This window comes from Marinobacter nanhaiticus D15-8W, from assembly GCF_036511935.1.
GTDB lineage: Bacteria > Pseudomonadota > Gammaproteobacteria > Pseudomonadales > Oleiphilaceae > Marinobacter_A > Marinobacter_A nanhaiticus.
Genome location: NZ_AP028878.1, coordinates 1,676,327 through 1,695,311, shown reverse-complemented (window position 1 = coordinate 1,695,311; position 18,985 = coordinate 1,676,327). Strand labels below are relative to the sequence as shown.

General features: G+C 58.2%; 20 protein-coding genes. 8 read left to right on the top strand and 12 right to left on the bottom strand.

All coding sequences use genetic code 11. From position 1 onward, the window contains the following. Window positions 1–13: 13 nt before the first annotated feature. Both RE428_RS07685 and RE428_RS07680 read right to left on the bottom strand, forming a co-directional pair. Window positions 14–379 carry a hypothetical protein gene (locus RE428_RS07685; RefSeq protein ID WP_154660755.1) on the bottom strand — a complete coding sequence of 122 codons (366 nt, stop codon included), beginning with the start codon at window positions 377–379 and terminating at the stop codon, window positions 14–16. A 247-nt stretch (window positions 380–626) separates the two neighbouring features. Then, a complete protein-coding gene (locus RE428_RS07680) occupies window positions 627–1,304 on the bottom strand; it encodes an SIR2 family NAD-dependent protein deacylase (protein ID WP_004581408.1) in 678 nt (225 codons plus the stop codon). A gap of 211 nt (window positions 1,305–1,515) precedes the next feature. On the opposite strand from RE428_RS07680, the gene RE428_RS07675 reads away from it, so the two are divergent. After that, window positions 1,516–2,541, top strand: a complete 1,026-nt coding sequence (locus RE428_RS07675) for a synaptic vesicle VAT-1 family membrane protein (RefSeq protein WP_004581407.1) — start codon at window positions 1,516–1,518, stop codon at window positions 2,539–2,541. 36 nt (window positions 2,542–2,577) lie between these two features. Here the strand turns inward: RE428_RS07675 and RE428_RS07670 are convergent, their stop codons facing one another. After that, window positions 2,578–3,972: an FAD-binding oxidoreductase gene (locus RE428_RS07670; protein WP_004581406.1), complete on the bottom strand. Its 1,395-nt coding sequence runs from the start codon at window positions 3,970–3,972 to the stop codon at window positions 2,578–2,580. 211 nt (window positions 3,973–4,183) lie between these two features. Here RE428_RS07670 and serA point away from each other — a divergent pair, with 211 nt between their 5' ends. The 3 genes from serA (at window position 4,184) to RE428_RS07655 (ending at window position 6,450) form a co-directional block, all read left to right on the top strand. After that, window positions 4,184–5,413 (top strand): phosphoglycerate dehydrogenase, encoded by a 1,230-nt coding sequence (gene serA / locus RE428_RS07665; RefSeq protein WP_004581405.1) that lies wholly within the window; start codon window positions 4,184–4,186, stop codon window positions 5,411–5,413. Between the two features lie 330 nt (window positions 5,414–5,743). Further along, window positions 5,744–6,058, top strand: a complete 315-nt coding sequence (locus RE428_RS07660; protein WP_004581404.1) for a hypothetical protein — start codon at window positions 5,744–5,746, stop codon at window positions 6,056–6,058. Window positions 6,059–6,186: 128 nt separating this feature from the next. Then, window positions 6,187–6,450 (top strand): hypothetical protein, encoded by a 264-nt coding sequence (locus tag RE428_RS07655; protein ID WP_004581403.1) that lies wholly within the window; start codon window positions 6,187–6,189, stop codon window positions 6,448–6,450. Window positions 6,451–6,564: 114 nt separating this feature from the next. Here the strand turns inward: RE428_RS07655 and RE428_RS07650 are convergent, their stop codons facing one another. Next, a complete protein-coding gene (locus tag RE428_RS07650) occupies window positions 6,565–7,224 on the bottom strand; it encodes a YiaD family glycine zipper/OmpA-like lipoprotein (protein WP_004581402.1) in 660 nt (219 codons plus the stop codon). Between the two features lie 32 nt (window positions 7,225–7,256). Beyond that, window positions 7,257–8,300, bottom strand: coding sequence for an alpha/beta hydrolase (locus RE428_RS07645; RefSeq protein ID WP_004581401.1), 1,044 nt, complete (start codon window positions 8,298–8,300; stop codon window positions 7,257–7,259). A gap of 294 nt (window positions 8,301–8,594) precedes the next feature. Here RE428_RS07645 and RE428_RS07640 point away from each other — a divergent pair, with 294 nt between their 5' ends. Next, window positions 8,595–9,494 (top strand): alpha/beta hydrolase, encoded by a 900-nt coding sequence (locus RE428_RS07640; protein WP_004581400.1) that lies wholly within the window; start codon window positions 8,595–8,597, stop codon window positions 9,492–9,494. An 84-nt stretch (window positions 9,495–9,578) separates the two neighbouring features. Then, on the top strand, window positions 9,579–10,385 hold the full coding sequence (locus RE428_RS07635) for an SDR family oxidoreductase (protein WP_115840245.1): 807 nt from the start codon (window positions 9,579–9,581) through the stop codon (window positions 10,383–10,385). A 61-nt stretch (window positions 10,386–10,446) separates the two neighbouring features. Here RE428_RS07635 and RE428_RS07630 read toward each other — a convergent pair whose 3' ends face one another. After that, window positions 10,447–10,725, bottom strand: coding sequence for a GIY-YIG nuclease family protein (locus tag RE428_RS07630; RefSeq protein ID WP_004581398.1), 279 nt, complete (start codon window positions 10,723–10,725; stop codon window positions 10,447–10,449). Beyond that, entirely contained in the window at window positions 10,722–11,624 is a 903-nt protein-coding gene (locus tag RE428_RS07625; protein ID WP_004581397.1) for a DMT family transporter, read from the bottom strand. The genes RE428_RS07630 and RE428_RS07625 overlap by 4 nt, the downstream gene beginning before the upstream one ends. Window positions 11,625–12,000: 376 nt before the next feature. Here RE428_RS07625 and RE428_RS07620 point away from each other — a divergent pair, with 376 nt between their 5' ends. Next, window positions 12,001–12,375, top strand: a complete 375-nt coding sequence (locus RE428_RS07620) for a DUF4168 domain-containing protein (RefSeq protein ID WP_004581396.1) — start codon at window positions 12,001–12,003, stop codon at window positions 12,373–12,375. 72 nt (window positions 12,376–12,447) lie between these two features. Here RE428_RS07620 and RE428_RS07615 read toward each other — a convergent pair whose 3' ends face one another. Next, a complete protein-coding gene (locus tag RE428_RS07615) occupies window positions 12,448–13,728 on the bottom strand; it encodes a TRAP transporter large permease (RefSeq protein WP_004581395.1) in 1,281 nt (426 codons plus the stop codon). A 43-nt stretch (window positions 13,729–13,771) separates the two neighbouring features. Next, the gene (locus RE428_RS07610; protein WP_004581394.1) at window positions 13,772–14,374 is read right to left on the bottom strand and encodes a TRAP transporter small permease; all 603 of its coding nucleotides are present in this window, start codon (window positions 14,372–14,374) and stop codon (window positions 13,772–13,774) included. A 210-nt stretch (window positions 14,375–14,584) separates the two neighbouring features. Between RE428_RS07610 and RE428_RS07605 the strand changes: the two genes are divergently transcribed. Next, window positions 14,585–15,733, top strand: coding sequence for a TRAP transporter substrate-binding protein (locus RE428_RS07605; RefSeq protein ID WP_004581393.1), 1,149 nt, complete (start codon window positions 14,585–14,587; stop codon window positions 15,731–15,733). 102 nt (window positions 15,734–15,835) lie between these two features. Here RE428_RS07605 and RE428_RS07600 read toward each other — a convergent pair whose 3' ends face one another. From RE428_RS07600 to RE428_RS07590, 3 genes are read right to left on the bottom strand one after another with little or no spacing between them, the layout of a single operon-like run. Continuing rightward, complete coding sequence (locus RE428_RS07600) at window positions 15,836–16,885, bottom strand: META domain-containing protein (RefSeq protein ID WP_004581392.1); 1,050 nt, start codon at window positions 16,883–16,885, stop codon at window positions 15,836–15,838. Between the two features lie 20 nt (window positions 16,886–16,905). Beyond that, window positions 16,906–17,706 (bottom strand): mechanosensitive ion channel family protein, encoded by an 801-nt coding sequence (locus tag RE428_RS07595; protein ID WP_004581391.1) that lies wholly within the window; start codon window positions 17,704–17,706, stop codon window positions 16,906–16,908. Window positions 17,707–17,729: 23 nt separating this feature from the next. Then, complete coding sequence (locus RE428_RS07590; protein ID WP_154660754.1) at window positions 17,730–18,941, bottom strand: hypothetical protein; 1,212 nt, start codon at window positions 18,939–18,941, stop codon at window positions 17,730–17,732. Between the last annotated feature and the right edge of the window lie 44 nt (window positions 18,942–18,985).

The following is an 18,985-nucleotide window of genomic DNA, read 5'->3' as shown; positions in this document are numbered from 1 at the left end:
CAAAAGTCCGTCCTTAAAGATCCGTCTTTACCAGTCGTATCGCAACGCCAGTATATTCCGCCCCGGTATTCGTCGTGTGGCTGGAGCCGAACAATTGGACCCACTGGCCTTCATTCACGAGTAATTCGCCGTGGCCAGCGTTCATATCGGCATCGATCGTGTACTCTGCCGAATAGGTGAAAAGGAATCTTGCACGACCGCCTTCAATTTGCTTGATCCCATAGCCCATCGAAAACCCGTCGGAAGAAACAAACCCCTCATCCTCACCAAAAGCCCCGACCTTGAGAAGCTTCGATGTCTCAAGAAAGCTTGGAAGCACAGCGTCTGACGCGCGACTCAAGTCCGTCGCCGCACATTCGCAGTAGCGTACTTCCAGCACGAGTGGCTTCGACGAAAGGTAAGCTCCCGGCGTCGGCCCTGGCGCTGCAAAAACCTGCGAAAAGGCACCTATAGCGGTTGCCCCAACGACAACCCACGCATCGCGTATTAACCTTGGCATATCCATTCCCTCGGTTTCACCAAAAAAGACTAATATTACCGCTCACTCACCTGACGAACACAATGATCGGCGGCCCGCCGAGTCCGGTCTTCGGGTACGGGTTCCTATTCGCACACCGGACGCCAACCTAGCTTCGCAATGACGCCAGCCACTCCAACACCCCTTCACTCGCCGTCTTCCGAATCACCGTCGCCCGGGACACATTCGCCTCACCTGGATCAATCACGGTGATCGGTACATCGAAATCGACGAAATCCACAAGCCCCGCGGCCGGATAGACCTCCAGGGAGGTGCCGACAATCAACAGATGGTCTGCAGTACCCACCACATCCGCTGCGGTTTCGATCATGGGGACTGCTTCGCCAAACCACACGACGTTGGGGCGCATCTGGCTGCCCATATCGCAGGTGTCACCCATCCGGATAGCGTCGTAACCAATATCGTAGACGAGATCTTCGCGCTTGGAACTGCGGGCTTCAGTGAGTTTGCCGTGAAGGTGGACGACTTTGGTGGAGCCGGCGCGTTCGTGGAGGTCGTCGACGTTCTGGGTGATGATGGTGACGCGGTATTTCTCTTCCAGCTCCGCCAGGGCCCTGTGGGCCGGATTGGGTTGGACATCCTTGAGTTGCCGGCGACGGTCGTTGTAGAAGCGCAGTACCAGCTCAGGGTCTCGCTGGAAGGCTTCGGGGGTGGCGACATCGTACACATCGTGTTTTTCCCACAGGCCACCGTTGTCGCGGAAGGTGGCGAGCCCGCTTTCAGCGCTCATGCCGGCGCCGGTGAGGACGACGATGTGTTCTTGCATATCCAGCCTCGCATGTTTGGGGGTGTGTTGGGACTTTAGCATCTGGCAGAGGTTGGGTGGAGGCAGGTAACTCCTGGCGCAGAAGGTTAACCGGTGCGGTTCGCGTTGCTCACCGGCCCCCACATTAGATGAGTTGAACTTATGGGGTAATCGGCTCACACTTCGACAGGTATCGAAGTGAAAGATCACTGACGAACACGAGGACACAAGGATGCGACGCCTGATTACGCCCGAACCTGGTGATGCGGATGTCCTGAAGGTCGAAGAGGTTGCGGATCTCCAACCGCTACCGCATGAGGTCCTGGTCAATGTACGCGCCGCCGGGCTCAACTTTGCGGATGTGCTGGCCCGGCAAGGCCTTTACCCGGACGCGCCGCCCTATCCGAACTGCATGGGTTATGAGTTTGCGGGCGTGGTCGCCGCCGTCGGCTCCAAGGTCGAGGGCGGCTGGCAGGATAAGCGGGTATTCGGCCTCAGCCGCTTTAATGCTCAGGCCGAACAGGTCTGCGTACCGGCAGATCAGCTGTTCGCCCTGCCCGAGGAAATGGACTTCGAGACTGCGGCGGCCATTCCAGTGAACTACCTGACCGCCTGGCAGCTCCTTGTAGTAATGGGCAGCTTGCAGCCGGAAGAGACGATCCTGATCCACAACGCCGGTGGCGGCGTGGGACTGGCAGCGCTGGATATCGCCCGCAAGATCGGCGCACGCACGCTGGGCACCGCCAGCCCCGGCAAGCACGCCTTCCTCAAGGAGCGGGGCCTGGACGAAGCCATCGACTATCGGGCGGATGACTGGGAAAACGAGGTGGCCCAACTGACAGATAACAAGGGCGTCGAGCTGATCATCGATCCCATCGGTGGCAGTCACCTCAAACGCAGCTATAAATCCCTACGTTCGACCGGTCGGTTGGGTATGTTCGGGATATCTTCCGCCAGCGAGTCGGGGCTGAAAGGCCGGCTGAAACTGCTACCGACGGTCGCCGGCATGCCCATCCTTCATCCCATTGGCCTGATGAACGCCAATAAAGGCGTGTTCGGCGTCAATCTGGGGCATCTCTGGGAGGAAACCGGCAAGATCCGTATTTGGATGCAGCGGCTCCTGGAGGGTTATAGCGAAGGCTGGATGCGGCCACACGTGGACAAGGTCTTTCACTTTAGCGGAGGCGCCGACGCCCACCGCCACCTGGAACAGCGGCGCAATATCGGCAAGGTGATCCTGGTACCGGATGTTCGATAGCCGGCCCGACCTATGCGGCCCGGCTATCGCTTGGGATCAGAGATCGAAGATCTTGCCCGGGTTGATAATGCCGTTCGGATCGAAAACCTGCTTGATACCTTTCAGATAGGCGATCTCGGCTTCGCTGCGGGTGTATTGCAGGTAAGGCTTCTTGGTCATACCCACACCGTGCTCGGCGGAAACGCTGCCGTTGTAGCGCTCGACAATCTCGAACACCCACTTGTTCACCTGCTGGCACTTCTCGAAGAAGTCTTCCTTCGCCATGTCCTCAGGCTTGAGAATATTCAGGTGCAGGTTGCCATCGCCGATGTGGCCGAACCAGATAATCTCGAAGTCCGGATAGTGCTCGGTGACCACCGCGTTGATCTCGGTGAGGAACTCCGGAACCTTGGAGACCACCACGGAGATGTCATTCTTGTAGGGCGTGCGCGGCGCAATCGACTCGGAAATGCCCTCCCGTAACATCCACAGGTTCTTCGCCTGGGTCTCGCTCTGGCTGATGGCGCCATCCAGCACCCAACCGTTCTCGACGGTCTGCTCGAACAGGCTCATGGCGGTATCCATCACCTCATCGGAAATCGCCTCGAACTCAAGCAGCGCGTAGTACGGCGCCTCGGTCTCGAACGGCGCCTGCACCTGGCCATGCGCGAGGACAAACTGCATCGCTTCATGGGAGAAGAACTCGTAAGCCGTGAGGTCGATCTGCTTCTGGAAGGCCTGCAGCACGTCCATGGTATTGGTCAGGTCCGCCAGGCCGAGCACCAGTACCGTAAGGTTATCCGGCTTGCGGGTCAGCTTCATGGTGGCTTCGGTGATAAAGCCCAGGGTGCCCTCGGCGCCGATGAACAGGTGACGCAGGTCGTAGCCGGTGTTGTTCTTCTCCAGGTCCTTGTTCAGGTAAAGGATATCGCCCTTGCCGGTGACCACGGTCAGGCCCGCCACCCAGTCGCGGCTCATACCGTAGCGGATGACCTTGATACCGCCTGCGTTGGTGGAGAGGTTGCCGCCCAACTGGCTCGAGCCGGCGGAGGCAAAATCCACCGGGTAGTACAGGTCGTTCTCTTCCGCAAAATTCTGCAACTGCTCGGTAATCACGCCAGCCTGGCAGCGGACCGTGCGGTCACTGGCGCTGAAATCGAGGATCTGGTTCATGTAGTCGAACGCAACAACCACCTCACCATTGGCTGCAACCGCGCCCGCACTGAGACCGGTGCGACCGCCGGAGGGTACCAGTGCCACCTCGTTCTCGTTGGCGAAGCGGACCAGCGCCTGCACCTGCTCGGTGGTCTTGGGGAAGACGATAGCGACAGGCTTGGGCGGATAGATCTTGGTCCAGTCCTTGCCGAAGTTGTCGAGGTCGTCAGGGTCGGTGAGCACCTTGCCATCGTCTACAAGGTCTTTGAGGGCAGCAATAATCTGGTCGGCAGTCATGAAGGTGTCAGTCTCGTGAAAGGCAAATCCGCGGCGTTTCAATCAGTTCCCGGCACTGCGGCGGCAGCCGTCACAGGGTCTTGATGGAAGTCACCGAACACAATGTCAAAACGGGCGATTATGGTATCATACCGCCCCTATTCTGCGAGCCCGGCCGCCTGGACGGCCGCGGCCACGGTTTACATCACGCGACGAAAGGTCTGTTAAGCCCATGGCAAATACGTCCCTCGACAAAAGCAAGATTCGGATCCTGCTGCTGGAAGGTGTTCACCAGTCAGCGCTGGATACGTTGCACGAAGCGGGTTACACCAACATCGAGTACCTTAAGCACTCCCTCGCCGAGGACGAGCTGAAGGAAAAGATTGCGGACGCACATTTCATCGGCATCCGCTCCCGCACGCAGCTGACCGAAGCCGTATTCGAAGCGGCCAGCAAGCTGGTTGCCGTGGGCTGCTTCTGCATCGGGACCAACCAGGTCGACCTGAAGGCGGCGACCCGTCGTGGCGTGGCCGTGTTCAACGCACCTTTCTCCAACACCCGCAGCGTGGCCGAACTGGTCCTGGCCCAGGCTATCCTGCTGCTTCGCGGCATCCCGGAGAAGAACGCCAAGGCCCATCGCGGTGACTGGCTGAAGTCCGCCAAGGACAGCTACGAGATCCGAGGCAAGAAGCTGGGGATCATCGGCTACGGTAACATCGGCACCCAGTTCAGCGTATTGGCCGAGTCCCTGGGCATGAAGGTCTACTTCTATGACGTGGTTTCCAAGCTGTCGATCGGTAACGCCACCCAGGTCAACTCCCTCAAGGAACTGCTGAACATATCCGATGTGGTGAGCCTGCACGTACCGGAAACCCCGGCCACCAAGTACATGTTCGGCCCCGAGCAGCTGGCCCAGATGAAGCCGGGCAGCATCCTGATGAATGCCTCGCGCGGTACCGTGGTCGACATCGAAGCCCTGGCGGAAACCCTGAAGAGCGGTAAGCTGCTCGGCGCTGCGATCGACGTATTCCCGGTCGAGCCGAAGTCGAACGACGAGGAGTTCGTCTCTCCCCTGCGTGAGTTCGACAACGTCATCCTAACGCCGCACATCGGTGGTTCCACCATCGAGGCCCAGGAAAACATCGGTCGCGAAGTGGCCGAAAAACTTGCGATGTACAGCGACAACGGCACCACCGTATCATCGGTCAACTTCCCGGAAGTGGCGCTGCCGTCCCACCCGGGCCAGCACCGTCTGCTGCACATCCACGAGAATATCCCGGGCGTCATGTCCGAGATCAACCGCGTTTTCTCCGACAACGGCATCAACATCTGCGGCCAATACCTGCAGACCCAGGAGGACATCGGTTACGTGGTGATCGATGTAGACAAGGCCTACGGCGAACTGGCACTCGAGAAGCTCAAGTCTGTCCGTGGCACCATCCGCTGCCGCGTGCTTTTCTAGGCCGCCCAGGCTTCAAAGCACAAACAGGCCGGGATATTCCCGGCCTGTTTTGTTTCAGCGCCCCAAATCCCCCTGCCCTCACGGTATCTCATTTTTAGCAGCCTTAACCTTGCCGGCCTTTTCTGACCTTGTTTCGCAAACTGATCGTCCTAATCTAACTAGTGAGGCGAAGGGAAATCTCACGAAACCTTGGTTAAAACAGGTTATGGCCGTCACGACGCTGAACACATATCACAGATAACGCAGCAGTCCACTTTCACGAGTCGTTCAAGTCACGGGTCGTTATAACCACGAATGGTTCCACATCACGACAGTCAAAAGGAGAAGACTATGTCCCTGAAAGACTCACTCCTGAAGAAACTCGAAACCCGACGAGACCATTGGAGCAAACAGGTTGAGCGCCTGCGGGCCGAATCCGAGGAAGAGCAGGCCCGTGCCGAAGACGAGAAGGCCGAAGCCGAAGTCCGCGAGAAGTTCGCCAAGCGCATCCAGGGTGTGGAAGATCGCATGGACCAGGCTCGTAGCCGGATGGATGAGCTACGCGAAGCCGGTGAAGACAAGGTCGATTCCCTGAAAGGGAAGGTCGACGACTTCCTCTCCAGCAATGAAGATGAGGAAGACCGGAGTCAGGCGTCCAATCAGTGATCTGTACGATGGATGATTCGGGCGCTGCATCTGGCGGCGCGCCTATCTACTCTGCTCAATACCTGACGCTGGTATCCGGCATTCAATTAGGCCCCCTTTTATTTGATTTACGAAAATGGAGGTGACTCATGGCAGGGAACAGAACATCGCCGACAGACTGGCCAACCCACGAACTGGACTCCCAGACCGAGGAATGGAACCGGGAGATAGAGCGTTTGCGCAACCAGTCCCACGAGAAAATGGCTGAGGCCCAGGATCCCCAAACCCGACAACGGATTGAGGAAGAGTTCGCACGGGAAATCCAGCAGAGACAGGACAATATCAGGAAGGCCCGCGAGCAGGCCGAAGCCGGGCAAAGTTCAGGTAACGGCAAGTCTGAGGAAAGGAAATAGCGAGCTGGCCCATCAAAAAATAGCGCAATTCCATCTTGTCGAAGATGATAGAAAGGCGTGGTCCCGAGGGACCACGCCTTTTTAACGCTTCGCACTTTTTCACACCTTGCAGGTTCAGCCCTGCATCGGCACCAGCGTCAGTTCCACGCGGCGGTTTTGCTCGCGCCCTGCGGCGCTGTCGTTGGACGCTACAGGATACTGCTCGCCATAGCCTGTGGCGCGAGTGCGTGACGGCGAGATACCCTGATTGAGTAGAAAATCACGCACGGAGGACGCCCGGCGCTCGCTCAGCATCTGGTTGTAGGATTCGGAACCGGTACTGTCGGTAAAGCCGTCGATCTGAATCATGGTCTCGTCGTACTCATTGAGCACGAGTGCGACGGATTCAAGGACACCCGTGAAGGACGAGCGGATCGATGATTGATCGACGTCGAACGTGACGTTGCCCGGCATGATCAGTTCAATCTGGTTGCCGTTACGCTTGACCCGGACACCCGTACCTTCGAGCTTATGGCGCAGCTCGGATTCCTGGCGGTCCATGTAATAGCCGATGCCACCCCCGGCTGCACCTCCGGCGGCTGCGCCAATCAGCGCGCCCTTGCCGCGGTCACTCTTGCTGGACGTCGCCGCACCGATCGCGGCACCAGTGACTGCACCAATCACACTACCTTTAGTCGCGTTCGATACCTTTTCTTCACCGGAATACGGATCGTAGGTCATGCAGCCACTCAGCGTGGTACCTGCAACCACGACCGCCATGATTGTTTTTTTCATTCCACTTCACTCCCTAGCTACTTCTACATCAATCACGCGCCGGCGGCTCTTCTGGCCTCGGCCGTTTCTTCGCTGCGTTCAACGAAAGCATTGATGGTCACGTTGAACACGGTGGCCTGGAGGTCAGTCGCCTCGTTGACGAGGTGATGACGACCGTTGGGTAACCGCCGCTCGGTAACCGCTGAAAACTTGTTCCTGATAATTCTCAGGTTGTGCTGCCAGTCTACTGTCAGGTCTTTTTCACCCTGGATAACCGTGACGGCGAACTCTACTGGCGTTGCGGCCTCGATACGCGGCACCCACTGACGCAATGCCGAGACCCAGTCCACATGTACGGCGCGGGCCTGGAGCGGATCATGCTCACGCAGGAAGCGGAGAAAGCGGGAATTACCGCTGTTCTCCGAAAACATCCGACGCCAGCGCGAAATAAAGGGGCGCATCACGCTGTGCAGAAGTTTGGCGCCAATCCAGCCCGCCGGCCGCACCAAGGGCGCCAAAAGCACCACGTGACGAAACTCTGACTTGCCTTCGGGTACATTGTTCAGCAGGTAGTCGATCAACACCCCGCCGCCCGTGCTCTGGCCGACCGCAAACCAGGGTCCCGGAGCCTTACCACGGGCGGCTTTCATAACGTCCGTCAGTACCTGCTGATACTCCAGAAAACTACCGATCGCAGCTGGCGTACCGCTGGATAGCCCATGTCCGGGCTGGTCGTAGGCGAGCACATCGAAGCCTGCAGCCAGGCAGCGGTCAATCAGTTGGCTGTAGAGACCGACGTGGTCGAAATAGCCATGCAGGATAAACACGGTTCCGCGGGCCTGGGGCAGACGGTAGTAGTGAATGGCCACCCGGTGAGCCCCAGCCTGTAGGTTACCGACGGTGTACTGCACATCCGGGTGCTCGACCCAGAGATCCAGTCCGTAGAAACGGCAGTAGGCGGCAACCTCGTCCTGGAGCTGGGTCTGCCCGCCCTGGGCAGCACCACGAACTTCACCAATGGCGAAGTCAGGCAACAGGGAAATCAGGCTGGCCCGTTCCCACTCGGGCATATCCAGATTGTCGGTTTTCCAATACACAGTGATTCGCCGTTTGCGGACATTCTACGAAAGGGGTTTTGGAGACGTTATTACGTCTCTGTCATCTGCCCAGGCTCGCGGCACGATCATTCCCGTGGCGATTAATCACCTGAACAACGACGGCCTACCTGCGCGCGCTCTTCTCTGAATCTTCCAGTGCGACTACATTATCACAACGTGGCCGGATGCAATGATGCCGTATTGACCGAAATAGATGACAATCCACCGAGCCAAGGCCACATCAATGCGATGCCCGATCGGCAATCATAGGCGCACGTCGATGGAGCTCCCTCAATGCTGCAGACCGCTTTACAGAACGTTCTGAGATTTACCCTGCAAACCACGGTCAAGCCGCTGCTCAGGCCCGGCATGCCGGTTGGACTGCAGCGCAAATTGATCCGCCAGGCCTATCGCCTGTCGCCGCCTCCGAGACATTGCGAGTTCTCGCGTTCGAGGATCAGCAACATTCCCTATGTGCGGGTTACCCATGGCAAGCCCAACGGCACGGCTATGCTCTATCTCCACGGCGGGGCCTATATCATAGGTTCGTCGGACACCCATCGGGGCCTAACCGGCCACATTGCCAAAGTGTCGGGGACCACGGTTTTCGTCCCAGACTATCGTCTCGCACCGGAGCACCCCTTCCCCGCCGCCCTGGAAGATGCCCTATGCATGTACCACCACTTATTGGCATTGGGCTACCGGGCAGATCGCATCAGCATCGCCGGCGATTCCGCGGGCGGCGGGCTGACGTTGGCCCTCGCGCTGAAACTCAAGCAGGAGAAAGTGCCGTTACCTGGCGCCTTGATCATGCTCTCGCCCTGGCTGGACCTGACACACCGCAAAATGCATACCCCAGAGATTGAACCGGTACTCCAGCTCGGCTGGATCATGAAAGCAGCCGAAGAATACAGCAGCGGCCTGTCACTTGACGAACCACTGATCTCGCCCCTCTTCGGCGATCTGACGGGGCTGCCGCCGATGCTGGTCCAGGTGGGCACCCAGGAAATCCTGTTGAACGACGCCCGCCGTCTATCGGAGAAAGCGCGACAGGTCGGCGTCCACGCCAGACTGGAGGAGTACACCGACCTATGGCACGTCTTCCAGATTCATGCAGGCCCCCTGGAGGCAGCCAATGAAGCGATTCGGCAGATCACCGAGCACCTCGCCCTTCATGTCAATGCGTTGTCCTGACCTGGTAGCTTCAGCGTCCCCCTAGACCAACAGGACAGGTCAGCAGGCGTCCTGAAAAATACGTACCAAAAACGAGCTCGTCCTATGGCATACGCATACACTGAATCAAAAAAGAGGAAAAACGCCCGCAAAACCATGCTGGTTACCGGCGCTGGCGCCGGCATCGGCGCCGCCACGGCGCGCCGCTTTTCCCGCGAGGGCTGGACCCTGGGCCTGATCGACATCGACGGCGAAGCGGTGGAGACCCTCAACACCGAACTGGGTAGCCGCCACTGGCACCGTGCGTTGGACGTGACCGACCCGACTGCCGTTGCCTCGGCCCTCAGTGACTTCGGCACCTTCGTCAACGGGCGGCTCGACCTGCTGTTCAATTGCGCCGGCATCCTGCGTGTTGGCCATTACGAGGACATCCCCGCAGCGGAGCACCGCCGTATCATGGAGGTCAACGTATTGGCGTTGATGGAGATAACCCAGCAGGCCTTTCCCTTGCTTCGAACAACGCCCGGTGCCCGGGTCATCAACATGAGTTCGGCCTCGGCGCTCTACGGGATCCCCCACTTCGCCAGTTATTCGGCATCCAAGTTCGCGGTCCGTGGCTTCACCGAGGCGCTGAACCTGGAGTGGCGGCAACACGACATCACCGTCCAGGACATCATGCCGCCCTTCGTAAAGACGAAGATGGTATCGAGCCAGACCTTCCAGGCGCCTATCATCGACCGCCTGGGCGTCAACCTGGAAGCGGAGGATATTGCCGAGGCGGTCTGGAAAGCACATACCGTCGACGACGTCCACAATCCGGTCGGCCTGCAGTTCAAGTCCCTGGTGACCGGCAGCAAATGGCTGCCCAACGCCGTTACCCGTCAATTGATCGGATTACTGAGCAAGACCTAGGGAGCCTTACCTGTGAACCGCTCTGAGGGCCAGAGGTGATCCGGCGTTATTCAGGGGCTCCCTAGGGTTCGATATCGTCCAGGTGAATCTTGCCCGCCACCAGTCTTTCCTTTCGGGTGCGCGGCCAGCGCTTGAGGGCATACTCGAGCTGGGCGGCACGGGTTCGGTCGCCAACCTTCGCGGCATAGGCCAGCTCCAGCGGCCCCTTGCCTCGCAAGCTCCGGGCTGCCCTGGGTCCGCCGGACTGGTGTTCGGAAAAGCGGCGCTGAACATCCGTCGTGATGCCCGTATAGAGTGTACCGGAGCGGGTCCGGATCAGGTAGAGAAACCAGGGCGTCATACGGCTTCTGCGGCCAGGTCCCGCTTGCGTCCACGCTGCTGCCACCATAGCCCGACCACGATCAGCACCAGCCCGACGTAGGTGGACTCCAGGATCTCCTCGCCGAGAATGAAGTGAATGAAGATCAGGGAAAGGAAAGGCGAGATGAAAATCAGGTTACTCACCTGGGAGGTATTTTCCGCCTTCTTCATGGCGAACATCCACAGCACGAAGGCGATGCCCATCTCGAAGACGCCAATATAGACAGATGCCATCAAGGCGGTATTGGATCCGGTAGGCAACCCATCAACGACCATACAGATCACCACAATGAACGGCAGGCTGAAAAGGAAGTTGAGAAACAGGCCAACCAAAGGATCCCGGGTGTCCCGGGCGGTGGCAATCCAGTAGACCGCCCAGACGACGGTGCTGGCCAGGGCCATAAAGACGCCTATGGGATCCGAGAACTCCAGAGCCAGCACATCGCCATGGGTGGCGATAACCACAACCCCGCTGTAGCAGATCAGCCCGGCGACGATATCCGCCCGGCTCAGACGCTGCCCAAGCAACGGCACCGACAGGTACGCCAGGGTCAGCGCCCAGGTGTAGTTCAAGGGCTGTGCCTCTTGGGCGGGTAGTCGGTCAAACGCCTCGAACAACACGAGGTAGTAGAGCAACGGATTCAGCAACCCCATGACCACCGAAACCAGGTATTGACGCCGGGTCAGCTCGAACAGCATCGGCAAACGCTTCTGCGCTACCAGCACCCCTGCCATCACGGCAACCGAGGTGGCACAGGCGATCAGCATCAGCTGCAACGGCGTGAGGTCCCGCAAGGAGAGCTTGAAGGCAGTCGCCACCGTCGACCAAAGCAGCACGGTGCCCGCCCCAAACATCAAGGCCTGCTTTTGATTCTTCATGATTCTCCCCGTCGCGGTGCACATACAACATGAACAGGCACCTGGTCCCAGCGAACGCCGCAGAATAACCAAGATGCCTTTCTCCCGCCAGCGATCAGCGGTCACGAAAAGCCCGAGCGTCCTGTAGGAACAGGCGGTGAAGAAGGGCCTGACAGCGGCTTTTCAGCGGTGCCAAGTGTGGCCAAAGCATGGGTAATCCTTAACTTGAACCAAAAAACACACATGGCAAGGTGAGCAGTGTCTGATTTGGATGGGTTGTCGCTCTAGGACTGGCGCCATCCGGGGGAGCTATTGGGTAGGTACCCGCTTGCTCAAGCGCGTCTTTTCGCGACTCCCCGAGAAAACGGAAACTCCCTGGGAAATTGAGGAGACATCTATGAAGACTTTAATCACATCCGCTGCGGTTTCCATGGCGCTGCTGGCTGCAGGCCCCGCCATGGCTGAATCCACCCAAAACCAGGGCTACCAGAACCCGGCAGCCACCGGCACCCAGAAGACCGACTACACAGACGCACAGTTGAAGAAATTCGTGAATGTCCAGGAAGATATCAGCGACATTCGCGAGCAATATATTCCACAGATTGAGAAGACCGACGATAAGAACAAGGCCCAACAGCTCCAGATGGAGGCGAACGATAAGATGGTCAATGCCATCCAGGAGAAGGGCCTCGACATTCCGACCTACAACGCCATTGCTACCGCTTACAATAGCGAACCGCAAGTGCGTAACCGGGTCGACGCGCTGATGTAATAAAGCGCAAGAACGAAAAAACCCGCTCCGAGGAGCGGGTTTTTTTATGGGTGGTTGTTTTTGGCTGGTGCCCTACTGCATTAACCCGGGCAGGAACAACGCAATCTGCGGGAACATGATCAATAGCACTGTCGACAACAGCAATAGCACTATAAAGGGAGGCGTGCCGGCAATGACTTCCAGATAGGGGCGCCTGAATATCGCCACCGCTGTAAAGATGTCACAGCCAAAAGGTGGTGTCGCCGAACCAATTGCTGCCTGCAGTGTCACCAGGGTGCCCACCAGAACCGGATCGATTCCTGCCGCTTCAACAGCCGGCGCAAAGATGGGTGTAAGAATCAGGATCACCACGATGGGATCCACGAACATACAGCCGATGAAGTACGACACCGCGATCAACCCGAGAATGAAATACGGGCTATCCGCCGCGTTGGCGACCACATCCCCGAGGAGCAAATCAGGGATCTTGGCGAATGAGATAACCCAGGAGAAGGCAGTACCCGCCGCCACGAGGATAAACACCACCGCGGTGATCAGTCCGGTCGAAAGCGCAACGGAAGGCAGGTCACTGATCTTAACCTGTCGGAAGATCACCACCTCCAGCAATAGCGCGTATGCCACGGACATGGACGCTGCCTCCGTGGGACTGAAGGTCCCCGAATAGATCCCGCCGATGATGATCACCGGAAAGCCCATAGGTAGCAGCGCCTTCTTCAGTGCCACCCAGCGTTCGGACCAACTCGCCTTTTCTGCAGTCGGGATCTTGAGCCGCACCGACTTGAAATAACAGTAGACCGAAAACAGCACCAGAATCATTAGCCCGGGGCCGATGCCCGCGATGAACAAGTCACCGACTGAGGTGCCGGAAACCACACCATAGATGATCATGCCGATAGAGGGTGGAATCAGGAGCGCGATGTCGCTGGCGTTGATGATCAGGGCCATCGCGAACTTGTCGGTATAGCCCGCCTCGATCAGTTTTGGCCGCAGCGGCTGGCCCATGGCCACTACAGTGGCCTGCGTGGAGCCGGAGACGGCACCGAAAAGCGTACAGGACATCGCAGTGGTCATGGGCAGTCCGCCGCGCAAGTGGCCGACGAACTTGGAAACCAAATCGAGTAGCCGATCCGCGGTATGACCCTTGATCATGATATCCGCGGCCAGGATAAACATCGGCACCGCCACCAGAACGCTCTGGGAGATGCCGCCGATCATCTGCTGGATCAGTACCGTGCCTTCGAGGAAGGGAAACTGGGAAAACAATAACACAATGGCACCGATCAGCAGCGGGACCATCATCGGAAAGCCCAGGAGCAGGAATACGATCATGACCACCGCCACCACGATCGCCATGCTGAATGTGCTCATGCCAGCCAGGCCGAGAAACTCCATGACCTTATCCATTGGACTTCTCCTTTCCACCGGCTTCCTTCGGCGCACTCTCGCTTTCGTAATACGCCTGCTCTTCAGTGGAGATGCCCGCCTCGGCGGCCAGTTCATCCTCGTACTCGTCCCGGTTATGCCATGACAGCCAGGCGCCCTTGCTAATGATGTTGCGTACGCCTGCAAGGAAGAACTGCGCCGAACCGACGATCAGACCGACAGGTACGATGAGATAGGGAATCCATAAGGGCAACTGCATGGAGGGCATTACCCGACCAGACTTCTGGAGGTTCTGGATGTATTCGATGGAATAGTAGGCCAGCAGGGCCAACAACGCGCATGAGAAAAAGCTGACGAAGGTCAGCAATATTTTCTGCCCTTTGTCCGGAAGCATGTCATGGAGCGCGGAAACCCGGATATGGCGGGCGTTTCGGACGCCGTGACCAACCCCCACGAAAGTCACGATCACCACGAGTAACTGAGCCAGCTCGTCGACGAATGACAGGCTGTGCCCCATGTTCCTGGCGAAGACGCCGATGATACTGGTTGCCGCCATCACCAGTATGCCGACGATGAGAATACCCTGCTCAACAACGTTGAGGCCGGTATCAAGCATGTGAAAGGGCCCACCTTTCTTTTTCTTTCCCTGTCCCTGTCCCTTATTTGGGCCATCGGATGCGCCCGTGGATGATGCCATGGTTTCGCTCCATTTTCTTTTCAGATAAATACAGTATACGTTGTAATGGATGGCAAACTTCAAGAAATATGTCTATTTGATAGTATGTTATCTTAGAGAAGTTGGTTAGAACTCAAAGGAGAAAAGCACATGAGAACACTCATCCGCTGGCTGGGAAGCCTGACCCTTCTGATGACATTCGTTCTGGTCGGATGCTCGGATTCAGGCGACGACAGCGCGAATCAGGATGCCAACACCCAACAACAGGAATCTTCAGGCTCGTCCTCCGAAACCGCAGAAAAGAGCGGCGAAACGGTGACCTGGCGCTTTGCACTGGAAGAAATCGAAGGCAGTGTCCAGGACGCCTATGCGCAGGAATTCAAGAAGCGCATCGAAGAGAAATCCAACGGTCAGATCAAGATCGAGGTCTATCCCTACGGGTCCCTGGGTACGTCATCCCAGCTGACCGAACTGGTCCAGCAAAAAGCAGTTGAGCTGGCGTTCGCTTCTCCAGGGCACCTTGCGTCAGTGATTCCGGAAGTGGGTATCTTCACCCTGCATTTCGTGCTTTCTGACGACAACGATGTGAACAAGGAAGTCCTGTCCAGTTCAGAGGTACACGACATCCTGGCACCGCGGTATGCGGAGCAGAACCTCCAGTTGCTGAGCATCGTGCCCGAAGGCTGGATGGTCTGGACCGCCAACAAGCCGCTGCGTACTCCGGCGGACTTTAACGACTTCAAGATTCGCACGATGACCTCCCCGATCCTGACCCAGTCGTACGAGGCTTATGGCGCCAACCCGACGCCGATGCCCTACTCCGAAGTCTACAGCGGTCTGCAGCTGAAGCAGATCGAAGGTCAGGTGAACCCGATCTTCGCCATCGAAGAAATGAGCTTCTATGAAGTTCAGGACTATATGATCATTGCCAAGCACGCGCAGTTTATCGCCACCGTTATTGCTAACGACGAGTGGTACGCGAACCTGCCGGATGATCAGCGTCAGTGGGTAGACGAAACACGTGACGAGATGGTCGACTTCATCTACGAGAAGCAGGCGCAGTTCAACCAGGAGCGTCTGGAGAAAATCAAGAATAACAGCGACACCGAAGTAATTACGCTGAGCGACGAGGAGCGCCAGGCCTTCCGCGAAGCCAGCATGGGTGTTCGCGACACCTACGTCGAGCAGGCTGGCGAGAACGGTCAGAAGCTGCTGGACACCGTAACCTCCATGGTTAAAGAGAAAGAAGGCGGTTCCGGGTCTGATTCAGGTTCTGGCTCGGGCTCTGAGCAGCAGTAATCCCTCCGTTTTACTGCATGAAAGGCGTGGCTTCGGTCACGCCTTTTTTCGTTCCACCTCCACCTGGAGGCAGCGCAAAACCCCAGCCATCTAAACGAAACGCTATTGCAGATCCCCGGCCTCGAATTCGGCCAATATCTTGCCGTCGTCCGTCATCAACAACAGCGTTTCGCCCTCGATAGCAAAACGTTCGGTCCGTTCCAACGCGACAAAGAACGCGTTCTCGGTTTCCGCCCGTTCCGGACACATCATGCGTGTTGCGGCCAACGGCCCCAACTGCAAGTCGTCCTTGCTGCGAGTGAAGGGCCCACTGAAACGGTTACAACCCGCCAGACCGGAGACCTTACCGTCCGCGCCGAAGGTAACATGGATTGCACGTTTGCCCCTGTCTGTCTCAATGTGCTCGTTTCCCAGCTTGCGCAGGACCCAGTATGTCCCTTGTAACGCGACCTGGGGACAAATCCCTGCGCCGGCTTTTCCCAGCGCCTCGAGGTTCGCGGCCCGCAGGAAAAGCACGTCACCGACACCATCCGGCGCATCGTCCAGCACCCAGTGTCCACTCACCTGGATTGGCAATCGTTGAGGCGGCTGGAGACCAGACTCGAGATAAGCGGCTTCCAACTGAGGGTAGGCCTCTGCCATCTGTACCGGGTAGTTGCGGCGGGTGAGCGGCTCGTAAGCCAGCGGCGCATCGGCCTGCGTCATAAAACAGATGGCCATGGGACGCGGCGTCTCGAGAGGTTCCACATCGTCTTCACGAACCAGGTTCACCGGACCGGTAACGCTTGAGCCCTTAAGCGTTGCCGTATCGTCGGACGCCACGTCCAGAAAATAACGAGATGCCTGCCCCCCGCGTGCGATAGCGACGCCCATGCCGTTAAGGTCATGCCACTGGCCCCAGTCAAACTGCGGCTGCGGCGCGGCATCGTTTGCGCTTCCAGGTTCCCCGCTTTCAGTTTCTTCTCCGCCGATCGCTGACCGCTCGAACATTCCATTTTCCCAGAACACCCACACCTGGCGCTCGTCGCTCGATACGTAGGTGCCCGGATTCAGGGGTAACGGCTGATCCCCGGGCTGGCTACCATTAATGGCGCAACCGGAGAGTGCCGATGCGATCAGCAGGGTGATGGGCAGGGAGACATTCGCCTTCATAGATACTCCTGGATTGGGATTCAGTTGACGCTGACCGGCGCCGTAACCTGACGGACATTCAACTGGCGCAGGGCCGCCTTGCCACGCACCGTCAAGTCGGAGATGAACTGGAACTGATCGCGAGGTTCTACCGGATAGGCCTTGACCCGGTAGCAGGTGCCCCAGGGCTTCTCGGATAGAACAACGACGACAGGCTGATAGGTCTTGGTCCATGGACTGGTGTAGGCCACGTCCCGCAGGCAGGCTCTGACTTCGGCGGCATCGTGTTCGGGTTCCAGGTAGAACTCCACCACACACATAAGATTGCTGGTACCACCATTTCCGTTGGCGATCAGGTTGTCCCAGAGCTTCCCATGCGGAATCACGACCGCATTGTCGTCCGGGGTCACGATGGTCGCTGCACGCGTGCCGATGGAGCGCACCTCACCGTATTGTCCATCCACTTCGATCCAGTCGCCCGGGCGGTAGGGCATTTCATAGAGGGTAACGATGCCCGCGATCAGGCTGTTGGCGTAGTCCTTGAAAGCAAAGCCCAAAGCCAGCGCCAGGGCACCGAATATGGCAATGAGGTTTTCGAACGTGGGCTCCACCAGTACCGGCACGACAAGGATAATGGCGCCGATGATAATCACCAGCCGCAGCAAGGGCGCCACTGCCAGGATATAAAGCCGCGACTTGCCGGAGAACCGCCCTGCTACGCGTGGCACGACCCATTGAATAAGTAGGATCAGCCCCCAGCATGCCAACACCAGCACAATCGCCTCGATCACCGCCGTCGAGGTGATTGCCTGTAGTGCGTCCTTCAGCCCGAGATCTCCCATTATCTTTTCTCCCGAGAAAACATCTAGAAACCGTCCACGGCAAAGCCTTCCGTCTGCAGGTAGCGCCTTATGGCCGGGTAGCCCCGGGCCGTCACGAACCAGCCCCGCGGGTGCGGTTCGACCAGTTCGGCCCGGCGCAGGGAGTGCAGTGAAATATGGATATCGTCCAGATCGAGGCCGGTGGTTTGGCGCAGGTGTTCTTCGTCGAGCCCCTGGTGCATCAGCAACGCATGTAACACGAAAGCCAATGGACGCGATTCACCGGGGGGGAGGGACGGTAAGGTGAGCTGATCCCAGGGCACTACCCAGCAGGTAGACTCATGTCGTACCGGCGTCGTACCTGCCGTACCTTCGACCACTTCAGCCTCCGGCTGAGCCCGTAAAGCCTGGCGCCATGTCGACCAGGCCACTTCAGGGATGCCTCTCGACCAGGCGGCCAGGTCCCGGAGGAAGGCGCTGGTCTTGTGGTTTTGCTGCTCGCCGGCAGCCTTCGGCGGGACCACCCAACTGCCATTGGTGGTAAGACGAAAATGTGACGAGGGTTCTTGGGCAAGATCACCAAGCCAGCGTCCCAAGCGAACATGATCGTAGGCTTGAGGGGTCATAACCGAAAAGCGCAACTCCGGCATCAAGTGACGCCAGAACTGCCAGGTCCAACTGGAACAGCCGATGACACCCTGTCCCAACTCGCCCGCCGCAATGGCGCCGAGTAGGCGTCGCACCAATGTGAGCCCGGCCGGTGTTCGCAACCAGCAATGACCCAATTCAGGCAGCACCCAGGTTGTCTCGCCATCGAACTGGGACCACCAGCTAACGGCATCCGTACGGTGAATAGCCCGATCATCCGGTGGTTCTATCAGGCGCCAGCCCCGTTCCCTACACAGCTGCTCAAGGGACTCTCCAATACCGGAAAAGGGTGGCGCAACCAGGAATGCCACAGTCTGGACCGTGCCCCACCGCTCCCACCAGTTATCGAGGGCATCGGTCATACCCACCAGCCCAGACTGCCAATCCGCTGGCGGCGCCCATCGGGACAACTGGCGGCGGGACAGCGGGCGTAGCGCATCGCCTCCCTCCTCATCCGATTCCGCCAGCCAGGCCGTCTGCCGGGCACGCTCGAGAAAGCTGCTTATCGCGTCCCGCAAGGTGCGATGCACGGATGTCGTGGGCAGACTCCATTGGTCCAGGGGGACGAACACTCTCCTTTCAGACTCACTGTATGTACTTTCAGTCAAGACGGGGATCCAGCTTCAGCACTTGGTTTCGTGACAAAACACAT